The organism is Flavobacterium xueshanense (assembly GCF_900112975.1).
Classification (GTDB): Bacteria; Bacteroidota; Bacteroidia; order Flavobacteriales; family Flavobacteriaceae; genus Flavobacterium; species Flavobacterium xueshanense.
Window position 1 is genome coordinate 14,710 of sequence record NZ_FONQ01000005.1, and the last position, 16,483, is coordinate 31,192.

Here is a 16,483-nt window from a genome sequence, read left to right on the forward strand (position 1 = left end):
ATAACGCCTACAAAATTATTGCAAGAGCTCGTGAATTTTATTTTCAACGGCTTCTGAATCCCATATTTCGTTAATGTTTTCCATTTTCAAAACTTCTTCCATAATGGCATTTTGATAATCTCCTATAGCCAAGGCTTCAGCATAAGGACGATCACTAAAAGTAACTCTGCTGTAAAGCGGAATCCATTTTTCAGGGTATTTATCTGAGAATGCTTTTTCAATTTTCTTTTGTAAAAGGAAATTTTCATCAGCTGTTTTCGAACTCATTTCTAAAAAATTACGATACGAAAGTTCCGCAATAGCATCTGCGTTAGGTTTGCGGGATTTTTGATATTCAGAGAAAATGGATTTCCAGTCATCACCATACTTTTCCATCATTTCATAAAGCACCGAAATATCTTCAAAACCAGCATTCATTCCTTGACCATAAAAAGGAACAATTGCATGACTGGCATCACCAATAAGTGCAATTTTATCTTCGTACGTCCATGGATAACATTTCATCGTCACCAGCGTACTGGTAGGATTCTTTAAGAAATCTTCCGCTAATTTTGGAATTACATCAATAGTATCCGGTAAGTTTTTTTCAAAAAAAGCCTCTACTAATTTTATGTCTTTTAATGATGCAAAAGAATTTTCTCCTTCAAACGGCATAAACAAAGTACAGGTAAAACTACCGTCTAAATTAGGCAATGCGATCAACATATATTCTCCACGAGGCCAGATATGAAAGGAATTTTTATCTAATTTATGTGTTCCGTCAGGATTTGCAGGAATGTTTAATTCTTTGTAACCAATAGGCAAGAATTCTTGTGAATAATCAAACATACTCTGGCGCTGCATACGGTGACGAATTCTTGAGAAAGCACCGTCAGCGCCAAAAACCATATCGTATTTTTTATCTTCCCAAGCGCCACGTTCTGTTTCACCAATATGAAGTGTAGCATCATCAAGGGTTACATCCCATATTTTATGCTCAAAAAAGAATTCAGCGCCTGCGGCTTCCGCCAAATCAATCATTTTCCTGTTCAGAAGCCCTCTAGAAATAGAATAAATTGATTCTCCCTCTTGACCGTAATTTTGGAAATTAAGTTTGTCTACCAAGTGAATCGCGCGTTTTTCCATAGGAATAGCGATTTTGCGAACCTCATTTCCTATTTCAACTCCATCTAAAGCTTTCCAGCCGCGGTTAGACATCGCTAAATTGATGGAACGACCTGAAAACTCTATTTTACGAATATCTGGACTTCTATCGTAAACATGAACTGTATGACCTGATTTACGAAGATAAATAGCTAATAAAGATCCGACTAACCCAGAACCTACAACCGCTATTTTTATGGGAGTTTGCATTATTTTTTTATAAAAAGTTAGGCAAAATTACTGAATTATTATCTTCGGCACTTTAAAAACAATTATTTTTTACGTGGGGTAAAAACCAATTTTGTTGCAGTTCTGACAATCTCTTCTTTATTTAGCTTCATCCTCCTGAATTTACCGGCATTATACAACTCCGCTTGATCGCTGTAATGCGCGCTCATTGGGTTCCCGGACTGTCCAGTTGGTAGTATGCTCCAGCTGTTTTCTATGTCAGAGAAATCTATAATTCTTCTTGTTGAAGGGCCTCCTTTTACGATGTAATTCCCATCATCCGTAAAATCAAAAAACAGGTTATTGATTACTTCCGTAGAACCAGAAACTTCAAAAGGGCCAACATTGAAGATACTTTTTAAGGCCGCTATTTTTCCCAACGGATGCTGATGTTCGACAGTATGCACTTTATTCCAAGTCCAATCCGAAACAGAACTTCCCAATTGTTTTTCTAACGCTATTATCGATTCTTTGAATGATTTTGAGACAATCTGGCTTCTCGTTTCTTTCTCCTTTTTAGTATTAACATTATCCCACCAAAGTGATTTTTCATTCGTGATTTGTTTTGCGATAATTTGCTTCATGATGTGTGTTCCTAAAAACATCTTGAAATTTTCAGCACCAAGTTCATCTTCAAAAGTATTTTTTAAATAATTAAAAATCCATTTATTATAAATTGTTGGAGCCACATCATTGAGATTATTAGATCCTTTCCAGTCCTTTAAAACGATAAGAGCCTGTTTTTCATTTGCAGAAAGGGATTGCTGATTTATATTTAAAATTAAATCCTTAACAACTTTTGGAGCCACAGAAGATGTATTATCGAAAATCATTTTTCCAACCGCAACCATATCCCAATCTGATTTTGGATTTAATAATTGCGTGATTCGTTTGGCACGATCTTCTGGAAGATAATAACCGGGATATAAGAAACCGTCAATAGGTTCTGGCTGATTGTTGGCGGAATACACATAATTCCATCTTGGGTTCACCGCCGAAGGATTTTTGGAGAAATCTAAAAATTCTTTTATATCATCGTTGCCACTGGCTCCATCCAGAATAAAATTAGGATTCACTCCTTCTTTGTGCTTGTATAATTTTCCTGTTGCCCACCAAGCCACATTTCCTTTGGCATCGCCATACATCACATTCAATCCTGGCGCAGCGATTAGTGAAACTCCTTTGTGAAAATCCGCTTTGTTTTTAGCATGCGAAAGTGCATACACCGCATCGAGAATTTGAATGGGTTGTTGCGTATAAATCCATGACATTGCAACAGGTTTGTCTTGATGTAAGCCATCAATCAAGTCGTTCATAACAGGTCCATGACGCGTAATTTTCACATTCAAAACAACGTCAGCTGAATCTTTTACTTTGATTGTTTTTTTTCGTATTTCATAGGCACTGAAGCCATTGGGTGTTTTGTAAGAATTGGCATCAGCTGTATTATTCTCTTCTTGGTACAAATCAATATCATCATTTTCAAACATAGTCAAACCATATGCATATTCTCTGTTGTGCCCCAAAAGCGGATACGGAGTTCCCGCTAAGTAGGACCCGTACAACTCGAATTCCGGAGTAACAATGTGCGCTTCATACCAAGTTCCCGGCTGCGAAAAACCAATATGTGGGTCATTAGCAAAAATAACTTTTCCGTTTTTTGTTTTCTTTGGAGCAATAACCCAACTATTACTTCCTATAAAAGGCGAAATTGGCGACTGCTCTAAAAGTTGTGCTACAGATTTTGAGATAGCAGCATATTCTTGTGGTCTGTCTTTAGCATTTTTAATTTTTGTCGTATTGAAAGAACCATCAATTCCAAAATCCTTGAGGTATTCCATTCCATATTTGTTTCGAATATCAGTCAATAACGGATCAGATTTTTGAGCCATCGCAAAACTAAAAGACATGTATCCAAAAATATTATAAACGTCTTTAATCGTAAATTTTTCTTTTTTAACGCCCACTAAACTGAACTCTATTGGCGTTGTTCCTTCATCCATATATTGATTGATCCCATCTAAATAAGCCATTGTCAATTGGTAACTTGGACTGTTTTTATCCAAAGCCGCGATTGCTTTTGTGGAAGCTTCTTCGATTCCCAATCCCGCAAAGAATTTGTCGCTTTTCAGTGCAACCGAACCAAATATTTCTGATAATCGTCCCGGCGCAATACGCCGCATCAATTCCATTTGCCACAATCGATCTTGCGCGTGCACATAACCCAAAGCCACCATTGCATCCTTTGAAGAAACCGCATAAATATGGGGAACGCCAAATTCATCGAAATATACGGTAGTTTCATTTTGAATATTTTTCAAGCGCAACTCACCTTCATATTTTGGTTTTAAATAAAAACCATAGATAAGAACCGTTACCACTAAAACAAAAACTAACGAGACTAAAACGAGAAGTAATTTTTTAAGTATTTTCATCATTGGATAAATTGAAAAACAAATATATAGGATTTGGAAGTGAATTAAAACTATTTATTTCAATGTACTATTTCAAAATCGATGTCAATAAATTATTATAATATTTTGTTTAATTTATTTCTTATTTAATTAAACAAAAAGTATATTTGTTTCAAATATGACTACACATGAAACACATTTCTAGAGACGCTATTTCTCAAATGGAAAAAATCGAAAGATTAAATTTAATCAATTCCTGCACTGGTTATAAATCGGCTAATTTGCTTGCCACAAAATCCCTTGATGGGAAATCAAATGTTGCCATTTTTAGCAGCGTGACCCATTTGGGAAGCAATCCTGCCATGATCGGATTTATCATGCGCCCCACAACTGTTCCCAGAGATACATACAAGAATATCAAAGACACAGGATACTTTACCGTAAACCACATAACGGTTGATATGATTGAGGATGCGCACCACACTTCTGCAAATTATGAACTGGGTATTTCCGAATTTGACAAAACAAATCTGGAAGAAGAATATAAAAATGATATTAAAATCCCTTTCGTCAAAGGAAGTCCGGTGCAATTGTATTGCAAATATTTAAATGAATATTACATTAAAGAAAACGACACAATTCATGTGATTGCTTCGATTGAAAATCTATTTTTTGAAGAAGAATTAGAACATAAAGACGGCTGGTTACAAATTGACAGAGGAAATGTTGTAGCATTAAACGGACTTGATGGATATTGTTTGCCAAAATTAGTGGATCGTTTTCAATATGCCCGAAAAGAAATCCCCACTACTTCATTTTTTAAAAAATAGTAAATGCAAAAATTACGATTAATCCTTGGCGATCAATTAAATACAGAACATTCATGGTTTCAGGAATCTGATAAGGGCACGATTTATCTTCTGGCAGAAATGCGTCAGGAAACGGATTATGTAAAACATCACATTCAAAAAGTAGTGGCATTTTTCATGTCGATGAGAAATTTTTATTCGACTGTAAAAGCAAATGGCCACCAAGCCGTCTATTTTCAAATTACCGATGCAGAGAATCCGCAGGATTTAGAAAAATTAATTTCCGCTTGCATTGAAAAATATGATATTGAAAAATTCGAATACCAATTACCTGATGAATATCGCCTTGACCAGCAATTAAAAACGATTTGTTCCAATTTGAAAATTGAATCAGAAGCTTTTGACTCGGAACATTTTTATACCACACGCCACGAATTATCCGATTTTTTTGAGGGAAAAAAGTTGTTACTGATGGAGAATTTTTATCGCAGCATGCGTAAAAAACATCATGTTTTGATGGATGGGGCAATTCCAGAGGGCAATCAATGGAACTTTGACGCTGATAATCGCAAAAAATACAAAGGGGAAGTTCCAATTCCGACGGAAAAAAGTTTCCACACCAATGTTTCCGGAATTGTCGCCCAAATAAAAGAAGCCGGAATAATCACTTTTGGAAACATCAATCTTGATAATTTTAGCTGGCCTACTTCCCGCGAGCAATCTTTGGAAGTTTTAAAATATTTCTGTAAAAATCTGTTGAAGCATTTTGGTGATTATGAAGACGCGATGCACACCGATGAAAAATTCCTTTTCCATTCCCGTTTGTCTTTTGCCATGAATAGTAAAATGCTTTCGCCAAAAGAAGTAATCGAGACGGTTACTTCATTTTATCATGCAAATGAAGCTGAAATAACACTCTCACAAGTAGAAGGATTTGTGCGCCAAATTCTGGGGTGGCGCGAATACATTCGGGGAATATATTGGAAAGAAATGCCCAATTACGCTCAAAAGAACGTCTTAAAAAACACAAACAAGCTACCTGATTTTTTCTGGACGGGTAAAACCAAAATGAGTTGCATGAGCCACGCAATCAATCAAAGTTTAGACGAAGCTTACGCTCATCACATTCAACGCCTTATGGTGATAGGAAATTTTACGTTATTGACACAAATTCATCCTGATGAAGTAGACGCATGGTATCTGGGAGTGTATATCGATGCGATTGAGTGGGTCGAAATGCCCAACACCCGCGGCATGTCACAATATGCTGATGGTGGAATTATTGCCACAAAACCGTACGTTTCCTCTGGAAGTTACATCAATAAAATGAGTAATAATTGTTCCAAATGCCACTACAATGTAAAGGAAAAATTTGGTGATAATGCGTGTCCTTTCAATACGCTGTACTGGAATTTTCTGGATGAGAAAAAAGAGTATTTCAAAGGAAATCAACGCATGGGAATGATGCTGAATTTATTAAAAAAAATAAATCCCGAAGAATTGTATAAAATCAAAGTAAAGGCAAACGAAATTATTGAAAACATGGATTCCTATTAAACGAAAACCAGCCAAAAAAAAAGAGTGTTTAAATTCTACATGAACTTAAACACTCTTCACTATTTAGAAAAAATAAATCTATTCTTTTTTGCTTCCGTCTATAATTGCTCCAGTCCCGGCACCAATTCCGGCACCTGCAACACCACCAATTATAGCTCCTTGCACTTTTTTCTTGCTGATTATCGCTCCTGTTGCAGCTCCAACTCCTGCACCAATTACAGCTCCTTTAGCGGTGCTGCTCCACCCTTTCTTTTTTGTAGTAGTAGAACTTGTAGTCGTTGTGGTAGAACTTGGCGATTGGCGATTAACTACAACAATTTCTTTTTGAGTTTCTATTTTGGCCTCTTCAATTTTAGCCATTTCAACCTGCATAGAATCAATAATTCTTTGCTTCTCCATTTCAACTTTCATGGAATCTACGGTGGCTAATTTTGCTTTTTCAATTTCCATTTTACCTTGATTTTGACAAGAAACAATAACTGCAGCAATAATGATAAAATATAATGCTTTCATAATTTTATTTATTTATAATTTGTAATTCAATAAAGGAACGGCTAAATCGGTAAAATGTAATTACATTTTTCCAATTATTATTTACAGTACTTAAAGACGTGCTTTTTCTAAAATCCCTGCTTTCAAAATTTGACCAAATATATACATATCTTCAAAAGAAGTGTATAATGGTACCGGCGCCAACCTGATTACATTAGGTTCACGCCAATCTGTAATTACACCATTTTTCATCAGATAATCAAAAAGACTACGCCCTTCCCCATGAAGTAATACTGATAATTGCGAAGCTCTTTCAGCAGGATTCGCAGGCGTTATAATTTCGAAACTACTATCGACTTCTTTGTCTATTTCATGCAAAATAAATTCTAAATAGGAAGTAATCGTATCTCTCTTTGCAATTAAAGCGTCCATTCCTATTTCGTCAAACATGTTTACTGATGCTAAATACGGTGCTAGAGAAAGTACCGGAAGATTACTGATTTGCCAACCATCGGCTCCATGTACGGGATCAAAAGTCTGTTCCATTTTGAAACGACGTTCTTTATTATGTCCCCACCAACCCGCAAATCTTGGCAAATCGTTATCGTTGTGGTGTTTTTCATGAATAAAACATCCAGAAGCATTTCCAGGACCTGAATTCATGTATTTATAACTGCACCAGGCTGCAAAATCGATATTCCAATCGTGCAATTCCAGTTTTACATTTCCTGCAGCATGCGCCAAATCCCAACCCACTTTTGCGCCAACTTTATGACCAGCTGCCGTTATGGTTTTCATATCAAAAACCTGTCCCGTGTAGTAATTGACACCGCCAATTAAAACCAAGGCCAACTCATCGCCTACTTCTTCGATTTTCGCCAAAACATCTTCTAAACGAATGTTATGTTCGCCGTTGCGACGCTTGATTTCAACAATTGCATCCTCAGGTTTGTAACCATGGAAATGAACCTGACTTTGAAACATATATTGGTCCGAAGGAAATGCCTTTTCTTCACAAATAATTTTATATCTGGTTTTTGTAGGTCTATAAAAAGAAACCATCAGCAAATGAAGATTTACTGTCAATGTATTCATCACCGTAACTTCGCTTGGTAAAGCACCCACAATTTTACTCAACGGAATAGCAAATCGTTCATGATAATCCCACCAAGGTTTTTCACTGTAAAAATGTCCTTCAACAGCGAGGTTTGCCCAATCATCCATTACTTCGTCTACATACGCCTTAGTTCGTTTGGGTTGTAATCCTAAAGAATTTCCAGTGAAATAAATCACCTTTTTTCCATTTACCTGCGGGAAAATAAATTCATCTTGGTATTTATGTAATTGATCTTGTGAATCAAGTTTTTTTGCAAATTCAAAGGTATTTTCGAATGTCATGATTTGTATTTTGATTTGTAAAAGTAGTGAAAAATGACCGATAGATAAAAGACTTTTAGGCGATTGACAACTCATAAAAGAATTAAAATTCCGAGTGTCAAAAAATAGTAATCGAATACTATCCGGAATTAAGAAACAACTCGATATTTGACTATATTTGATTGAATTTAATATTTTTAGCCATGCTTAAAAACAGTTTAAACGTCATTATTATTGCCATCGCAGTGGTAATTTCCTCCTATTTATTTTCGAATGCTTTTCAGAATCGAAATAAAAGTAACGATACTATAAGTGTAACCGGTTCCGGAAAGAAGGATTTTGTATCGGATTTGATTGTTTGGAGCGGCTCTTTTTCTAAAAAAAGCATGACGTTGAAAGAAGCGTACGCGGCACTTGATGCTGATAGAGAAAAAATAAAAAGTTATTTATCAGGCAAAGGAATTGCGTCGAATGAAATGGTTTTCTCTGCGGTAAATTTCAATAAGGATTTTGAAACCACCTTTAACGAAAACGGAACAACAAGACAGCAAATTTTTACTGGATTTACTTTGACACAAAGTGTAAGCATCCAATCTAAGGAAGTAAATAAAATTGAAGAATTATCCCGACAATCAAGTGAGTTGATCAACTCAGGGGTGGAATTCTATTCGTCTCCGCCAGAATATTATTATACAAAACTAGCCGAGTTAAAAATAAAAATGATTGCCGAAGCCACAAAAGACGCCAGCATCAGAGCAAAAAGTATCGCTGAAAATGCAGATGCGAGTTTAGGGAACTTAAAAAAATCGGATATGGGAGTTTTTCAGATTACGGGACAAAACTCATCGGAAGATTTTTCTTATGGCGGTTCGTTTAATACGCAATCCAAAAACAAAACAGCTAATATCACGGTGCGATTGGTGTATCAAGTGAATTAGATTTAAGGTTTCAGAATATATGATAAGTCGAGCGCAGTCTAGACTCCCTATTGAGTCTCGACTGCGCTCGATTGACAAAGCGAACGACTTATACAATACATTTCAACTATAAAATTGAAATACAGTTTTAAAATTCTTTATTAAATATAAAAAGTGCTCAAATATCCAAGACGTTTTGTGTGAGGGATGGAAGCGACATCCTTTATTTTCTTTCTTTAAGAAAATAAAGATACAGCGTACAGCCCGACCCGCTTTTTCAGCGGGGCACACCCTCATTAGGCTTAGCTTAAAACAAAAAAATCTCGCCATTACTGACGAGATTTTGTTATTTAGAATCTGAACTGAATTCAGATTAGATGATCAACATCGCATCACCGTAAGAATAGAATTTGTATCCTTCTTCGATTGCTTCGGCGTATGCTTTTTTCATTAAATCATGTCCGCAAAATGCTGAAACCATCATTAATAAAGTCGATTTTGGTGTATGGAAATTAGTAATCATACATGTTGGAATCGTAAATTCATGAGGAGGAAACACAAATTTGTTTGTCCATCCGTCAAAAGGATTCATGGTGTTGTGTGAAGATACTGAACTTTCTACCGCACGCATAGAAGTTGTCCCTACGGTACAAATACGTTTCTTTTTAGCTTTGGCTTCATTTACAATATCACACGCTTCCTGAGTGATTTTTAATTCCTCAGAATCCATTTTGTGTTTTGATAAATCCTCAACCTCAACCGGATTAAAAGTTCCTAAACCTACGTGAAGAGTTACTTCGGCAAATTTAATTCCTTTGATTTCCAGTTTTTTCAATAAATGTTTCGAGAAATGCAATCCTGCAGTTGGTGCCGCAACAGATCCTTCTTCTTTGGCATAAATAGTTTGGTAACGTTCCGCATCTTCGGGAGTTACATCTCTAGAAATGTATTTTGGTATTGGAGTTTCTCCAAGTTCCGTTAATTTATTTCTGAATTCTTCGTAAGAACCGTCGTAAAGGAAACGCAATGTTCTACCACGAGAAGTGGTATTATCAATTACCTCAGCAACTAATGAGTCGTCATCTCCAAAATATAATTTGTTTCCAATTCTGATTTTACGTGCCGGATCAACTAAAACATCCCAAAGTCTTTGCTCAGAATTTAATTCTCTAAGTAAAAAAACTTCGATTCTTGCTCCTGTTTTCTCCTTATTACCGTACAAACGCGCTGGAAAAACTTTGGTGTTATTCAAAATTAAAACATCGCCTTCATCAAAATAATCGATAACATCTTTGAACATTTTGTGTTCTATAGTTCCTTTCTTACGATCAATAACCATTAAACGTGCTTCGTCTCTGTTTTCAGCAGGATATTCGGCAAGAAGTTCTTTTGGCAAGTCGAATTGAAAATGTGATAATTTCATCTTAAAAAGTTATAAGTTATGAATTATAAGTTATGAGTTAAGCCTCAATAAATTATAATAGTTTGCAAATATACGATTGTGAGATAGGCGTTGTCAAGTGTTTTACTGTTTATTTTTAAAAGTCCTCTGCCACAAAGGCGCGAAGGCACTACGTAAAATTTAATTTACAAAATTTCAGACACATTATATCCTAACTTCTTCATGTCTTCCCAAAAATCTGGGTATGATTTAGAAACTACTTCTGCATTTTCGATGATTATTGGTACTTTTAAAGCTAATGGTGCAAAGGCCATCGCCATCCTATGGTCGTTATAAGTGGCGATTTTAATATTAGGATTAATTTTTTCTGAAGCCACAAGCGTTAAGCTATCATTGGTAACCGATATATTCGCTCCTAGTTTTGATAGTTCTATTCGTAGTGCTTCAAGTCGGTCCGTTTCTTTTATTTTCAAGGTGTGAAGTCCAGTAAGATGGCAGCCAATTCCTAATCCAAGACAAGTAACCACTATTGTTTGGGCGATATCGGGCGTATTATTTAATTCTAAGTTTAAAGTTTTAGGTTTAAAGTCAGACTGTTTAATCAAAGTCATTTTGTTTCCTTCAAAATGTGTATCGACGCCCATTTGTTTATAGATTTCAACTAAAGCGGAATCACCTTGTAAACTGGTTTTTTTATAACTGGTCAGTGAAATCTTGGCATTTTCGGACAAAGCAGCCAAACTAAAAAAGTATGAAGCAGAACTCCAATCGGATTCTACGGTCATTACTTTCGAATTTACTTCCTGTTTTGGATAAACCGTAATTACATTTCCTTCAAAACTGGTTTTAATATCCAGATCATTCAATAAAGCCAATGTCATTTGGATATAAGGAACCGAAGTGATGTCGCCAACCAAAGTGATTTCGATACCATTTTCCAGTTTTGGCGCCACTAATAATAACGCCGATATGTATTGACTGCTTACATTTGCCGGAATAGACACTTTAGAAGCTGTAATTTTTTGTCCAATGATTCGAATAGGCGGATAACCAATTTCTTTCTCGTAAGAGATTGTCGCACCCAATTGTTCCAAGGCTTCCACCAAAACTTTGATGGGGCGTTCCTGCATTCTTGGTGAACCTGTCAAAACCACTTCTCTACCTTCGTTTACCGCAAAATAAGCTGTTAAGAAACGCATCGCCGTTCCAGCATGATGAATATCAACTATTTCCTCGTTTCCTTTCAATGCTTTTAGCATTACTTCACTATCATCAGAATTTGAAGTATTCGCTAAAGTGATATTGGGGAACAACGCTTGTAATAATAATAGTCGGTTGGTTTCGCTTTTTGAGCCGGTGATATTTAATTGTGAATTATCAATTGTGAATTGTGAATTCGTGCTTAATTTTAAATTCATTTTTGTAATTGTGAGTTATGAGTTGTGAAATGTTGCTGTAGCTTTCTACTCAAATAATTTTGAGTCGCAATTTACTACTCCGCATTTATAATTCATAATTTATGGTTCACAATTTATTTGAGTTTTTCATTGTTTTTGTGACGGTCTTTGTCGCGAATAGATTTTAAATCCATCTTTTTATCGAAAGCAGCTTGTAAATCGATTCCGGTTTGATTCGCCAGACACAACACCACAAAAACCACATCGGCTAATTCTTCGCCAAGATCTTTGTTTTTGTCGCTTTCTTTCTCGGATTGTTCTCCATAACGACGGGCTATAATACGGGCTACTTCCCCTACTTCTTCAGTAAGTTGTGCCATATTGGTCAATTCATTAAAGTAGCGAACGCCGTGTTCTTTGATCCAAGTGTCAACGTCTAGTTGGGAATTTTTTAGGTTCATTTTTTTAGTTTTTTTATTTCTTTATCAAAATCAGAAATTATTTTCTGTGTTTTATTAAAGGCTTCATAGGCAGCGATTGCTTTTTTATCAGCTTGTATTTTAGAAATTTTCCCTTTACCATCCAAAACCTTATAATCATTAAAGTTTAGAAATTTATTCACACTTGTTGCCAATTGACTCATCGTAAAGGTATTCTCCCGCTCTATCAATCCTTCTACGTAATCAAAGTAACCCGTTACAGTACGTTCCAGTTGCTTAATTTCTTTTTCTTGCAAATAATTTTTGGCAACTACCACATCCGATTTTAAAACTCTTCCATTTGGACTGTTTTTCCAAGTCGTTAATCCCATATTTTCCTTTTTTGCATCGACAGTTTTAAAAATAATTTCTGCAGCTGTTTTACCCGTTATAGCAAAATGAAATTTATTCTGAACTGTTGCATAGAAATTTTTAGTTATTTCGGCATTGCTGTCATAGTCAATACTGCACTCAGCAAAAATATCCGTTACTTGCTGGTAAATCCTTCTTTCACTTGCGCGAATCGAACGAACTCTTTGCAGTAATTCTTTAAAATAATCTTTACCAAAAATTGCTTGACCTTGTTTTAAACGATTGTCGTCAAGAACAAACCCTTTTATAATGTACTCTTTTAAAGTCTGGGTTGCCCAAATCCTGAATTGTGTAGCTTTGGTAGAGTTTACTCTGTAACCAACAGAAATTATTGCGTCAAGACTGTAATGTTTTACTTTGTAGGTTTTGCCATCTGATGCAGTTGCCGAGAAAACCTCGGTAACTGCATTTTCTTCTAATTCCTTACTTTCAAAAATATTTTTTAAGTGTAATGAAACATTGTCTGCACTGCAGTCAAACAATAATGCCATTGCTTTTTGTGAAAGCCATATCGTTTCATTCTGCAACAAAACATCAACACGGATTTCTCCGCTTGGTGCGGTGTATAAAATAAATTTTTTTACATTTTCTTCCATAACTATTCTATTGCTATTGTATCAATTGCTTTCATTAAGCGATCGGTTTCGGTCAAGGCAACTATGATTTTTTGATAATGTGCAATATCGTCAAATTCCAGTTTGCGTTCCTTACGGTCTTTGAGCCATTTTTGAGCGGGTTGATATCCGCCAATGTAGAAATTCCAGGCTACTTCGGGAACATTTTCGAAATATTGGGTTTCGTTGATCCAGACCATTCCAACTTTAACAGGGTTTTGAACCCCGATAGGGCTAATTTCAAATCGTGGTTTGTTTACCACACAATCGCCATCAATATTAAATTCTGTAATAAATTCTTCTACCGTTGCGCTTTCCAGCAAATGAATTTCTCGGATTTGTGAACCTAATTCGACCAATTCCCAGAAGGTTTTTGTGTCTTTTGGATATGGGATTTTTGGAAAATCTATCTTTAAAAATTCTTTGTATTTTTCTCTGTAGGTTGGCGAATGTAACACGGCGTATATGTAATCTAGAATATCGATCGGAGCAAATGTTTCTCTGAATTCAGGACGAACTTCATGATTGTTTGCCATACAAACATTGCCTTCGGGTTCTTTTTCAGCAACAAAAGTCAATCCTAATTGTTTGGTGATTTGATTGACGATTTCTGCGTTAAGATTGGGGATTCTTTTTAAAATTTCGGTAGGTTCGTTCAACCCTGACAAAGATTGTTGTTGTCCGTTCGTTTCGGGGTAAAGATATAATGGAGCAATGCTTTCTCCTCCTTTATTATCAGAACGAATATAGCCATCTGCAATAATTTTATCTGAACAAAAAATATAAAAATCTAATGCTTCGGGTTGTTGCCTTCTAAAGACTAATCCTATATTTTTTCCATTGATAAAATTTTTCATTACCTCATTTCGTGGATAACAATGAAAACCTTTTGATTTTCCCGTATAAAAAGTTGATCTATTATCAAATGGTCGATAAGATATTTCAACAACTCTTTTTGCGTTTGGAAAATGATTTTGCAAATCTTTTCTAGCGTAATTCACTTGCCAATCTCTTGCGTCTTTTCCCAAATTGAATTTTCTTCTAGCTGTCTCATCATCTAAGGTTAGAAATTCCTCAATTGTATTTATTACTTCCTTTTTTGAGTTATGTATCGTAAAACTATCTCTTGCCGTTACAATTGCAACACTATTTATTGAAAATAATTGTGTTATTTGAAACCCTTCATCGTATATCTTTTGTTCTTTGAAATTCTTTTGAATGAAGCAATAATTCGGAGCAATATTCTCTAATTCAACGTATTGAATTGTTTTCAAAGAATTATCTGAAAGAAAATCATATTTAAAATCTCTTTTCCCATATAAATTATAATGAAAAACCTGCCCTAAATCAGTTGGTTTTTTCTTTCCAGTTTTTACAAAAATAGTAATGGCAACTCCTTGCATAATGTCGAAAACATTGACATCAACAGAACCATCAGGCGAAGTTTCTTTTTTGGTACTATTTCCGTGTAAATCTATCGTATAAATGGTGTCGTAGGTTTTCAATAAATTCCAACGCATTCCTCTAAAAGTGGGATTGTCCAGAAATCCGTGCGGGTTGATGAATGCCAAAACTCCGCTGCCATTTTTCTCAATATAATGTTGTCCGTACCGCAGGAATTTTACATAATCGTCATTAATCCACTTTGGATTCCGTTCTTTCAGTTTTTCTTTCCCGCCCGGTTCTTTTTTGTAATCTTCCATCAATTTCATAATCCATTCGCCTTTGTTGTTGCTTTCGCCACTATACGGAGGATTTCCAATAATGCACATTACGGGAGTATCGCGTTTGATGAAATTGGCTTCATTGGCTTCGGAACTCAACCAATTGGCAAATAATGTTCCAGTGTCAGGATGACTTTCTTCAAGAGAGTTGGTTAAGTAAATCTTTAAACGTTGGTCTTTAGTGGGTTTAAATCCGGTTTCAGTCAGCAGTAAATCCATTTGCAAATGCGCCATAGCGTAACTCGCCATCAATAACTCAAATCCGTTCAATCGGGGCAATAAATGCGTTTCTACATAATTGCTCCAAACGCCTTGTTGTCCTTTGAATTTTTTGTGAACGTGTTTGACTACTTCCGCCAAAAAAGTTCCGGTTCCCGTTGCCGGATCCAGAATTTGAACGCGATGCACTTCTTGATCTACTTTTTTACCTTGAAGGTCAATTTTTATTTTGGTCTTGCTGTTGTCGGCTAAACCTTGGGGCAAATCGAATTCCGTTTTCAAGATATCATCAACGGCACGAACGATAAAATTCACTACAGGTTTTGGTGTGTACCAAACGCCACTTGCTTTTCTAAGCTTTGGATCGTATTCACTCAGGAAAGTTTCATAAAAATGGATGATTGGATCTTCCATTTTAGTTGACTTTCCGTAGTTTTTCAGGATTTGTTCCACATTACATGCCAAGAAAATATCCACTAAAGAATCTACAATCCATTTGATACGGTCGTCAATATCTGGTCCTGCGATATAACCAAATAATTTGCGTAGAAAAGGATTTGATTTTGGGATTAATTCGGCTGCTTCTTGTCGGGAAAAAGTAGGTAACGTTGGGTCGTGCAATCTCGCGGCAAACATACCGTATGCAATGGTTTGTGCATAGACATCGGCAAAACCTTTGGGCGTAATATCGTGAATCAGGATTTCTTTGAAAGCGTTCATTTGGTCTTTCAAAGTACTGTCTTCACTATTATTTTCGTCAGAAGTCAAAGCTTGTTCAATCACATCTGATAACAATCGGGCTTTTCCCGCCATCATTTCTGCCAGTTTCTTAGAACTTTTTATAGATTGACTGATGTGAACACAAAAATCTTTAATGAGGTTTGTAAAAGTCGCGAAATTAGCATGCAAAGGAACAATAGTTCCATCTTGGATTTCTGCAATAGCGATCTTTGTTATAAAAACACCATCGATATAAAGATGAAAATCCAAGTAATCCGTAAAAATTAAATTATTTAACGAATTTTTATAGCGGTCAAATTGTTCTTTGTTTCCCGTTTTCTTTGCACCCGATAAATCTTTGTCGCCAATATCTTTGGCTTCAATAAAACCAATCGGTATATCTTTTTTAGTGATGATATAATCCGGAGCTCCACATTGTTGTCGTTTGGGTTCATTGGTTGCGGCAACATCCGTGACAATACTTTCAATGAGTTGCTTTAAATCACCACGATAGGTATGTTCTGTTGCGTTTCCTCTTTTGTAGGCAGAATTTATATTTTGAATGTATTGTTCTAAAGTCATCTCAATTGTATTTGAACAAATGTAAAGAATTGGAACC

Annotated in this window: 12 protein-coding genes; 3 read left to right on the forward strand and 9 right to left on the reverse strand. The window is 35.7% G+C overall.

The genetic code is table 11. The features are described from left to right. Positions 1 to 15: 15 nt before the first annotated feature. Both BMZ76_RS06580 and BMZ76_RS06585 read right to left on the reverse strand, forming a co-directional pair. The gene (locus BMZ76_RS06580) at positions 16 to 1,353 is read right to left on the reverse strand and encodes an FAD-dependent oxidoreductase (RefSeq protein ID WP_091204173.1); all 1,338 of its coding nucleotides are present in this window, start codon (positions 1,351 to 1,353) and stop codon (positions 16 to 18) included. 62 nt (positions 1,354 to 1,415) lie between these two features. Continuing rightward, entirely contained in the window at positions 1,416 to 3,806 is a 2,391-nt protein-coding gene (locus tag BMZ76_RS06585; RefSeq protein ID WP_091204175.1) for a penicillin acylase family protein, read from the reverse strand. A gap of 167 nt (positions 3,807 to 3,973) precedes the next feature. Between BMZ76_RS06585 and BMZ76_RS06590 the strand changes: the two genes are divergently transcribed. Together BMZ76_RS06590 and BMZ76_RS06595 are read left to right on the forward strand one after the other, a co-directional pair. Next, on the forward strand, positions 3,974 to 4,615 hold the full coding sequence (locus tag BMZ76_RS06590; protein WP_091204178.1) for a flavin reductase family protein: 642 nt from the start codon (positions 3,974 to 3,976) through the stop codon (positions 4,613 to 4,615). Between the two features lie 3 nt (positions 4,616 to 4,618). Then, complete coding sequence (locus BMZ76_RS06595; RefSeq protein WP_091204182.1) at positions 4,619 to 6,151, forward strand: cryptochrome/photolyase family protein; 1,533 nt, start codon at positions 4,619 to 4,621, stop codon at positions 6,149 to 6,151. Between the two features lie 78 nt (positions 6,152 to 6,229). On the opposite strand, the gene BMZ76_RS06600 is transcribed toward BMZ76_RS06595, so the two are convergent. Continuing rightward, a complete protein-coding gene (locus tag BMZ76_RS06600; RefSeq protein WP_091204185.1) occupies positions 6,230 to 6,664 on the reverse strand; it encodes a YMGG-like glycine zipper-containing protein in 435 nt (144 codons plus the stop codon). Between the two features lie 90 nt (positions 6,665 to 6,754). Further along, positions 6,755 to 8,041, reverse strand: a complete 1,287-nt coding sequence (kynU, locus tag BMZ76_RS06605) for a kynureninase (RefSeq protein WP_091204188.1) — start codon at positions 8,039 to 8,041, stop codon at positions 6,755 to 6,757. Positions 8,042 to 8,223: 182 nt separating this feature from the next. Here kynU and BMZ76_RS06610 point away from each other — a divergent pair, with 182 nt between their 5' ends. Beyond that, positions 8,224 to 8,958: an SIMPL domain-containing protein gene (locus tag BMZ76_RS06610; RefSeq protein WP_091204191.1), complete on the forward strand. Its 735-nt coding sequence runs from the start codon at positions 8,224 to 8,226 to the stop codon at positions 8,956 to 8,958. Between the two features lie 352 nt (positions 8,959 to 9,310). On the opposite strand, the gene queA is transcribed toward BMZ76_RS06610, so the two are convergent. The 5 genes from queA to BMZ76_RS06635 all read right to left on the reverse strand — a co-directional run bounded on the left by queA (position 9,311) and on the right by BMZ76_RS06635 (position 16,446). Further along, the gene (gene queA, locus BMZ76_RS06615; RefSeq protein ID WP_091204194.1) at positions 9,311 to 10,360 is read right to left on the reverse strand and encodes a tRNA preQ1(34) S-adenosylmethionine ribosyltransferase-isomerase QueA; all 1,050 of its coding nucleotides are present in this window, start codon (positions 10,358 to 10,360) and stop codon (positions 9,311 to 9,313) included. Positions 10,361 to 10,524: 164 nt separating this feature from the next. Further along, the gene (gene aroA / locus BMZ76_RS06620) at positions 10,525 to 11,757 is read right to left on the reverse strand and encodes a 3-phosphoshikimate 1-carboxyvinyltransferase (RefSeq protein WP_091204196.1); all 1,233 of its coding nucleotides are present in this window, start codon (positions 11,755 to 11,757) and stop codon (positions 10,525 to 10,527) included. A 113-nt stretch (positions 11,758 to 11,870) separates the two neighbouring features. Beyond that, positions 11,871 to 12,197, reverse strand: coding sequence for a nucleotide pyrophosphohydrolase (locus BMZ76_RS06625; protein ID WP_035668323.1), 327 nt, complete (start codon positions 12,195 to 12,197; stop codon positions 11,871 to 11,873). After that, a complete protein-coding gene (locus BMZ76_RS06630) occupies positions 12,194 to 13,183 on the reverse strand; it encodes a virulence RhuM family protein (protein ID WP_091204199.1) in 990 nt (329 codons plus the stop codon). Before BMZ76_RS06630 ends, BMZ76_RS06625 begins: the two co-directional genes overlap by 4 nt. Positions 13,184 to 13,185: 2 nt before the next feature. After that, a complete protein-coding gene (locus BMZ76_RS06635; protein ID WP_091204201.1) occupies positions 13,186 to 16,446 on the reverse strand; it encodes a type ISP restriction/modification enzyme in 3,261 nt (1,086 codons plus the stop codon). Positions 16,447 to 16,483 lie beyond the last annotated feature (37 nt).